Raw genomic sequence first — 8,212 nt, 5'->3', positions numbered from 1 at the left:
AGCACGTCACCCTTTCTCATTAACATAAGAGAATAGTAACGTGCTTTTTAGTTTAAGAATAGTCTAAATCCTTAAGTTGATGGATGTGTGGTGCTCCCCCATACCCATCAACTTAAGAATTCAGAATTACCCCGAAATGAAAAAATGAGCATTTTTGTTACAAGTTAGCACAAAATTTCGTTCTGGGGGTACTATAAAATTGTAGCTTGATGGAGATTTGACGTTACCCCTATAAAGGTATGGTTTTCGTACTTTTAAATACAATCATGTCACTTAAGTAATGTGAGCGTCGCTGCTATTACATTGTCCACAAATGAACGTTGGGGGCGAGATTTCATCATAACCGTTAGACCGATTAACGATACAATCAGTGCCTGTGCCAAAGACTTTGCATCTGTGTTGAATTCTAGCTCACCTGATTGGATTCCTCGTTCGATCGTCTCCTGAAAAATGACGGCGAGGTACATTTGATGTTCTCTGGTCAAAATTTCAAATCTCTCATCATGAGGTGCTAGTTCAACCATTGTATTGATACAAAAACAACCTTTACTAAGATCCCCTGCGTATTCTTCATTGACGACATCGGCAAAGAAAATAGAAAATGCCTCTTTTACAGAGGAGTGACTTTGAAGCCTATTTCGTATATCAGAGGCCCGAGACATTGTATACCTGCGAAGTGCGGCTTCAAACAATTCTTTCTTATCTCCAAAAGTCGAATAAATACTAGGGCGTTGAATGCCCATTCTAGAAGTAAGATCACTTAATGAGGTAGCCTCATATCCCTTCTCCCAAAATAACTGCATTGCTGCATCTAAAACTTGATCCTCATCAAATTCACGGGTTCTTGCCATTAAGGATTCTCCTCCTCAAACTTTGATTTTATTAATTGTTTTAGAATAGGTGTGTAGGTAATTACAATTGTTTTTTTTATTACCAAACAGTATGTAATTATTATATAATTAGCCATTCTCCATGTCAAATCAAGCTCAATTCATTTAATGCAACATTAACTTTAGTGCAAAAAAATCGTTGACATCATGAATAAAGCTAAGTTATATTTACCAGTAATCATATTGTACTGAACGGTATGTTATGATTGGAAATCTAATGTGATTGGAGGTTAAGGTATGTGCAAAACAGAGACAAATATAGAAGATGATCCACTCTACACTAAGATAAGTCATAAATCTTCCGTAACAAAACCTAATTTGAATCAACAGCCATCCATGTCTCACGCTTTGGTATTATTGTTTGCGACTGCCTGTGGAATGTCTGTTGCCAATATTTACTTTGCACAGCCGCTGCTTGATCAACTATCTAATGAGTTTGGTATTAACCATTCCATTATTGGTGTTGTTATTACCATTACACAAATTTTTTATGGATTGGGCTTACTACTACTCGTACCGCTTGGAGATTTGCTAAACCAGCGACGTCTAATTGTCGGTCAGATGCTATTATCTACAACAGCTCTGGTTATAGTTGGAACTGCTTCCTCCAGCATGGTACTTTTCGCAGGTATGGCTTTGGTGGGTCTGCTTGCAGTTGTGACACAGACTCTCGTGGCGTTTGCAGCGACCATCGCTTCCCCTACAGAAAGAGGACGTGTCGTTGGCATTGTAACAAGTGGGATAGTTATTGGCATACTTCTCGCACGTACTTTTGCTGGTATATTAACAGATGTTGCGGGATGGCGTTCTGTATATCTATTTTCTGCAGCGCTCATGTTTTTGATGGTTTTTATGTTTATAAAGATGTTGCCCAATGTTGAGCGCGAGGTAAAATCGCTATCCTACCCTCAGTTGATTAGATCGGTGCTTGCTTTGTTTATTCAAGAACGAACGTTACGCGTTCGCTCCGTTCTAGCCATGCTGATTTTTGCTGATTTCAGCATTTTGTGGACTTCACTAGTACTGCCACTTAGTACACCGCCAATTGCTCTATCTCATAGTGCAATTGGCGCATTCGGTCTTGTAGGTGTGGCTGGAGCCTTGGCTGCGGCACGGGCAGGGAAATTGGCCGATCAAGGTTACGGACAACGAACGACAGGCATTGCTTTAGCTCTATTATTGATTTCATGGTTGTTCATCAGCTATATAGAGCAGTCATTAATCGCATTAGTGATAGGGATAGTTCTACTTGATTTGGCCGTACAAGCAATACATGTCACGAATCAAACCATGATCCTTCCATTGCATACAGAAGCACGGAGTCGACTTACTGCTGGATATATGATGTTTTATTCTATCGGCAGTGCTGGTGGTTCAATTGCTTCGACTCAAATATACGCACACTTTGGCTGGGGAGGGGTTTCCTTACTTGGAGCCTCTGTCAGTGCTTTCGCTCTTCTTTTTTGGGCTATGACCAGACGAGTTAAGATTTCATGAAATAAACGTGTGTTAGCCAATATGAGAAACACGTTACTACCATAAAGGAAATGTTTAATTTTTTTGACTTAAAATCTAATTGGACTAGGAGAGATAACAAATGGAAATAGGTATTACGTCTTTTGTAGAAACGAAACCAGATGTACATAGTGGTGAAGTGATAAGTCACGCACAGCGATTGCGTGAAGTTGTTGAAGAAATCGTTCTTGCTGATCAAGTAGGACTTGATGTGTTTGGTGTTGGTGAGCACCATAGGAAGGATTATGCAGCATCCTCTCCAGCGATGGTTCTATCAGCCGCGGCACCACAAACGAAAAAGATACGGCTCGCGAGTGCAGTAACTGTGCTTTCTTCAGCTGATCCTGTGCGCGTTTTTCAGGATTTTTCTACACTGGATGGCATTTCAAATGGACGCGCAGAGATTATGGCGGGTCGTGGTTCCTTTATCGAATCTTTTCCATTGTTTGGCTATAACTTGAAGGACTATGAAGAACTGTTTGAAGAACATTTGGACCTACTGCTCAAAATACGTCAGTCCGAAAAAGTGACTTGGGAAGGCGGACATCGACCAGCAATCAATAATTTAGGTGTGTATCCAAGACCTGTTCAAAATCCTTTACCGATATGGGTTGGTAGCGGTGGGAATCAGGAATCTGCTATCCGTGCCGGTTTTCTGGGATTACCACTTATGCTGGCGATTATTGGTGGTAGCCCAATGCACTTTGCACGAATTGTACAGCTATATAAGAAAGCAGCGGCTCACGCTGGTCATGATGTATCAAAGCTTCAGGTGGGATCTCATTCAATTGGATTTGTTGGAGAGAATACGGAATTGGCAGCAGATACATTTTTCCCTTCCACTCAGGCAGGCATGAATAAACTTGGTAAAGAGCGGGGGTGGCCTTATTATGATCGTTCCAGCTTTGATGCTGCACGAAATTTTGAAGGGGCGTTGTATGTTGGTGATCCAGATACAGTCGCCGAAAAAATCATTCATCTTCGTAAGCATGTAGGGATTACACGCTTTATGATGTATGTACCATTAAGTACCATGCCACATGATCAAGTCATGCGTGCCATAGAATTGCTTGGAACAGAAGTTGCCCCTCGTGTAAGAGAGGAAATTGCCAAATGGGAAGCTGAAGGAGAACAGGAGACACATCTATTCCGTTAATTATTCCATAAGGATTACATCAAGTTTTATTATTTAACTGGAGGAATTTATATGAAAATTGACAGTCAAGTATTACCAGAATTAAAACAGGCTTTCTCACAATTTCCAGGCTTTCAATTAGAGGGGGATTTAGAGGCGAGTCGAAGTCTCTTGTCGAATCCACATTTGGAAAAATCAGAGCTTGTAAACATGACCAAGCGAATGATTCCTGGCGCAGCCGGCGAGATGTTAGTTAAAATTTACGAACCCGTTGAGAAAAATCTTGATAAACTTCCAGCTATGCTGTGGATTCACGGTGGTGGATACGTAATGGGCCACCCTGATATGGACGATGTTTTGTGTGAACGCTTTGTTCAGACTGCTGAATGCGTTGTTGTGTCTGTCGATTATCGACTTGCGCCCGAACATCCTTATCCAGCGGCTATTGAAGATTGTTATGCATGCTTGGTTTGGATGACAAATGAGGCAGACTCGCTTGGAATTGATGTGAATCGAGTTGCGATCGCCGGTGCAAGTGGAGGTGGTGGACTAACAGCAGCGCTTGCGTTAATGGCTCGTGATAAAGGAGGTCCATCTATTATTTTTCAGATGCCGCTGTATCCGATGCTTGATAGCCACAACATAACACCATCAAGCTATGAGATTATAGAAGACAATGCAACATGGAATAGATCAAACAATTTAACGGCTTGGAATATGTACTTGGGAAAGAAGAACGATACTAACGAACCATCTCCCTATGCCGTACCTTCGAGAGCAGAAAACTTAGCCGGACTACCGCCAACTTATACATGTGTAGGTCAACTCGATTTATTCCGAGATGAAATTATTGAATATGTAACACGACTTGCACAAGCAGGAGTAGATGTTGAATTTCATCTCTACCCCGGCTGCTTCCATTGCTTTGAAGTACTTGTGCCTGAAGCCGAAGTGAGTCAGCGTGCCAGTCAGAATTATTTTGATGCGATGGCACGGGCGCTTCATCCATAACTTATCTTAGTTCAGTCATCGGGGTGTTCAACTGAAGGCATGAGTGATAGCTCTAAATTTATTCGATGAGTAGAGATTACAGAAAGAAGTACAAATAGTGCCACCATATACTTTAAATTTTGCCCCTTACTCATTGATTAATAACAGGAAATACTTCAAAGTTGGAATAGTTAACCAAGGTTTCAAAATAGTGTGCTAGCAATTCAACTTTTTTACTGCGGTTACGATGATAAGCACAATCAACACTTTGGAGCGGTTTTTTTCGTAAGTCGAGTTACTTTTTTAATCGCATTCATACTAAACAGCAGCAGGAAAGGGCGCCAATTGAACATTGGCACCGTTTATAAGAAGCGATAGACTGCATCCTTAGCTGGATATTCATTTCAAGCTCGGAAAAAATAGAATTAAGTTCTTTTGGTAGTTGATGATATTGGTTATTTTGAGCTATTGTAGTTAAGGCACCTCTTCTGTGGTAGTGATTTCTAGGTAATCTCACTATACCAAGGATCGAGGTGTTTTTCATTTTACTCAAGTTGTACATTACACAATTGATAGACTCTAAATTCAATATAGCTAAATCTCCCCGCTTATTTTATAGGTGCGAAAGTTGAGTTGTTTAATTCCCATTCTAATGAAGAATTATTGAAATATATTTCTCCATTAGAATGGCAACACATTAATATTCTAGGAAAATACCGATTTAGTATAAAAGAAATTGCATCATTAGACTCCCTACGATCACTACAAACAACTTAACAGTAAAAAGCCAATTATTCTCTTAGAGTACCGGAAATCGGCTTTTTCTTATGAAATTTTGCTTAGCGTACGAAATTCGCGTTTTGATGGTGCTACCCCATGCCCATCAAGCTAAGATATCATAATACCCCCAGAACGAAAATTTTTTGCGTGTTGCTTGTTTTTATCGTTTTGGGGTAACTCGTTCTTGTTAGCTTGATAGAGATGGGGGTTTAGTCCCACACGACTAGCCAGCACTCACGCCTAAAAACAAGGGGTTGATACTTGAAAAAAGCACTTGTTTTCATGATGCAATTCACATAATATAGTAAATATAGAATATTATGATTTATTCGAGTTTTGTATATAGATGTTATGAATGATGGAGAGGATATACATATGGATAGTATAATTTTTGATCTGGACGGAACCATTTGGGATTCCATAGACACTGTACTACTTGCATGGAATAGTATAGTTGAGGAAAATAAGCAAGTAGAAAAGAAATTAACAAGAAAAGACTTCGAAGGTACTATGGGACTTCAAATGAACGACATAAGTAGCAAGTTATTTCCAAACTTAGATTTAGACACTCGAACACAAATAATTAAACAATGCTTTGAGATTGAAGGTAAATATATAGAGGAACACGGTGGAGTTCTTTATGCAAACGTGAAAGATGTACTATATAACCTTTCTAAGAAATATAAACTCTTTATCGTTAGTAATTGTCAACAGGATTATATTGAGGGGTTTTTCCGTTATCATCAACTTGAGAATTACTTTTTAGATTATGAAAACCCAAGTAGAACGGGTCTTACAAAAGGAGACAATATCAAATTAATAATTGAAAGAAACAACCTTTCAAAACCTGTTTATGTTGGAGACACAGAGAGTGATCTAAAGGCATCTAGGTATGCGGGTATCCCTTTTATTTACGCAAAGTACGGTTTTGGAAATGTAAGTGAATATGATCAAGTTATAGAGAAATTTGATGGACTTTTAGACCTATTCTAAAGAATAGTAACAAATGATTAAAGGAACTAACCGAATAACTGAGTTCGATTTTAAAATGCTTCTCGGCTAGCCTGAGAAGTTTTTTTGTTTTTTGAATGTTCTTGGTAGGAAATGTATATACAAAAATCTCTAATAGGGGCATGTGGTGCTATCCTATCGCTATCAAGCTAACAAAACAAAATACCCCCTAAAATAAAAAAATACGCTATTCTTTCTATAGAATCATAGGAAAGGATGGCGTTTTTTTATGGATTTTTCGATTCTTGACGAACTTCAACCGATTGCTGAAGAATTACAACGACATATGTCTCCTCATGTTTTAGAACACCTAGCTAAAGAAAAAGGGTTCGTTCAGCGAAAGAGTAAATATCAAGCAAAGGAGTTAGTTGCTCTATGTGTATGGCTTAGTCAACAGGTCGCAAGTACATCACTCATACAATTATGTAGCTATCTTGAAGTATCTACAGGTGTTCTTATTAGTCCTGAAGGACTTAACCAACGATTTAATGCTTCCGCAGTACAATTTCTTGAACAAGTTCTAGCTAACCTTCTAACTCAAAGAATTCATTCAACAAAAGAAATAGTTCATCAATATACCACGATTTTTAAGAGCATTCGAATTCTAGATTCTACAACATTTCAGCTTCCAGATAAGTTTTCTTCACAGTATCAAGGTTCAGGTGGAAGTAGCCATACGGCAGGAGTCAAAATTCAATTAGAGTATGACCTATTGAGTGGGAAATTCCTGCACGTTTATGTAGGAGAAGGAAGAGAAAATGATAAAACCTTTGGTTCAACAAGCCTACAAACCATTCGACCCAAAGACTTGTATATAAGAGATTTAGGCTATTTCGACCTACATGACTTACAGAAGATCCATGATAAAGGAGCTTATTATATCTCACGTTTGAAATTAAATTCTCGAATCTATCGTAAGAATGATAAGCCAGAGTATTTTCGAAATGGGGCCGTCAAGAAAGGGACCCTCTATATTCAGTTAGATATGGAAGAACTCATGAATCAATTGTCCCCTGGCCAAACAATGGAGATTTCAGAGGCATACATTGGACAGTATCAAAAATTACCAGCTCGTGTTATTATTCATCGATTAACAAAAGAACAAACAAAGAAAAGGTTGAAGGAACAAGCCAAAAAAGAAAAGAAGAAAGGTATTACCTACAAAGAACGAAGTAAACGGTTGAGTGGGATCAACGTGTATATTACGAATCTTTCTACAGAAAATGTTCCAACGGAACACATCCATGACTTGTATTCATTACGCTGGCAAATTGAAATTTTGTTCAAAACATGGAAATCTTTTTTTAAAATTGACAGGTGCAAAGAAATTAAGAAAGAACGCTTAGAATGCCATTTATATGGGCAACTCATTAGTATTTTACTCTGTTCATCGACGATGTTCAAAATGCGTCGGTTACTCTTAGATAAGAAAAAGAAAGAGTTAAGTGAATTCAAATCCATCTATATGATAAAGAATTATTATCTATTGTTTTATGAAGGATTACAAAAAGATACCCAGGAATTAACAAAGATATTATTTCGTCTGTTCAATCTTTTACAGAAAAACGGACGAAAATCCCATGGGTATGAGAAGAAAACAGTCTTTGATATCTTAGGTGTTGTATACAACTTTTCTATGTCTCACAATGATGTAGCGTAATTCAAAAAATTGAAACCCGATAGGGTTTATTTGGTATGCGAATCTTTAAAGAACTTACACCGGACCTTTAGAAAAAAGAAAAAATCTCACGTGAAATTAAACTTATATAATCTTAGCTTGATGGGCATGTGGTGCTACCCCATCGCTATCAAGTTAAGCCCATACAACGTTAATTATAGTAGAGGTTGTTTCTTTTTTTTAAAGCTACATGTAGGGAATTTAAAGATTTGC

General features: G+C 38.3%; 6 protein-coding genes. 5 read left to right on the top strand and 1 reads right to left on the bottom strand.

Annotated features, from left to right (window positions below):
• Positions 1-269: 269 nt before the first annotated feature.
• Positions 270-851: a TetR/AcrR family transcriptional regulator gene (locus MR155_RS30225; RefSeq protein WP_242312009.1), complete on the bottom strand. Its 582-nt coding sequence runs from the start codon at positions 849-851 to the stop codon at positions 270-272.
• A gap of 276 nt (positions 852-1,127) precedes the next feature.
• On the opposite strand from MR155_RS30225, the gene MR155_RS30220 reads away from it, so the two are divergent.
• The 5 genes from MR155_RS30220 to MR155_RS30200 all read left to right on the top strand — a co-directional run bounded on the left by MR155_RS30220 (position 1,128) and on the right by MR155_RS30200 (position 7,981).
• Positions 1,128-2,387 (top strand): MFS transporter, encoded by a 1,260-nt coding sequence (locus MR155_RS30220; protein ID WP_242312008.1) that lies wholly within the window; start codon positions 1,128-1,130, stop codon positions 2,385-2,387.
• A gap of 100 nt (positions 2,388-2,487) precedes the next feature.
• Positions 2,488-3,561, top strand: coding sequence for an LLM class flavin-dependent oxidoreductase (locus MR155_RS30215; RefSeq protein WP_002137520.1), 1,074 nt, complete (start codon positions 2,488-2,490; stop codon positions 3,559-3,561).
• Positions 3,562-3,612: 51 nt separating this feature from the next.
• Positions 3,613-4,551 carry an alpha/beta hydrolase gene (locus tag MR155_RS30210; RefSeq protein ID WP_242312007.1) on the top strand — a complete coding sequence of 313 codons (939 nt, stop codon included), beginning with the start codon at positions 3,613-3,615 and terminating at the stop codon, positions 4,549-4,551.
• A gap of 1,134 nt (positions 4,552-5,685) precedes the next feature.
• A complete protein-coding gene (locus MR155_RS30205) occupies positions 5,686-6,303 on the top strand; it encodes an HAD family hydrolase (protein ID WP_242312006.1) in 618 nt (205 codons plus the stop codon).
• Positions 6,304-6,550: 247 nt separating this feature from the next.
• Positions 6,551-7,981, top strand: a complete 1,431-nt coding sequence (locus tag MR155_RS30200) for an IS4 family transposase (RefSeq protein ID WP_242312005.1) — start codon at positions 6,551-6,553, stop codon at positions 7,979-7,981.
• Positions 7,982-8,212: the final 231 nt, after the last annotated feature.

This window comes from Bacillus cereus group sp. BfR-BA-01331 (assembly GCF_022663915.1).
GTDB lineage: Bacteria > Bacillota > Bacilli > Bacillales > Bacillaceae_G > Bacillus_A > Bacillus_A mycoides.
This window is presented reverse-complemented; position numbering and strand designations above follow the sequence as displayed.

Excerpts from the sequence above, each read along its gene's own strand:
- MR155_RS30225 (WP_242312009.1), bottom strand. The coding sequence starts at position 851 with ATGGCAAGAACCCGTGAATTTGATGAGGATCAAGTTTTAGATGCAGCA.
- MR155_RS30220 (WP_242312008.1), top strand. The coding sequence starts at position 1,128 with ATGTGCAAAACAGAGACAAATATAGAAGATGATCCACTCTACACTAAG.
- MR155_RS30215 (WP_002137520.1), top strand. The coding sequence starts at position 2,488 with ATGGAAATAGGTATTACGTCTTTTGTAGAAACGAAACCAGATGTACAT.
- MR155_RS30210 (WP_242312007.1), top strand. The coding sequence starts at position 3,613 with ATGAAAATTGACAGTCAAGTATTACCAGAATTAAAACAGGCTTTCTCA.
- MR155_RS30205 (WP_242312006.1), top strand. The coding sequence starts at position 5,686 with ATGGATAGTATAATTTTTGATCTGGACGGAACCATTTGGGATTCCATA.
- MR155_RS30200 (WP_242312005.1), top strand. The coding sequence starts at position 6,551 with ATGGATTTTTCGATTCTTGACGAACTTCAACCGATTGCTGAAGAATTA.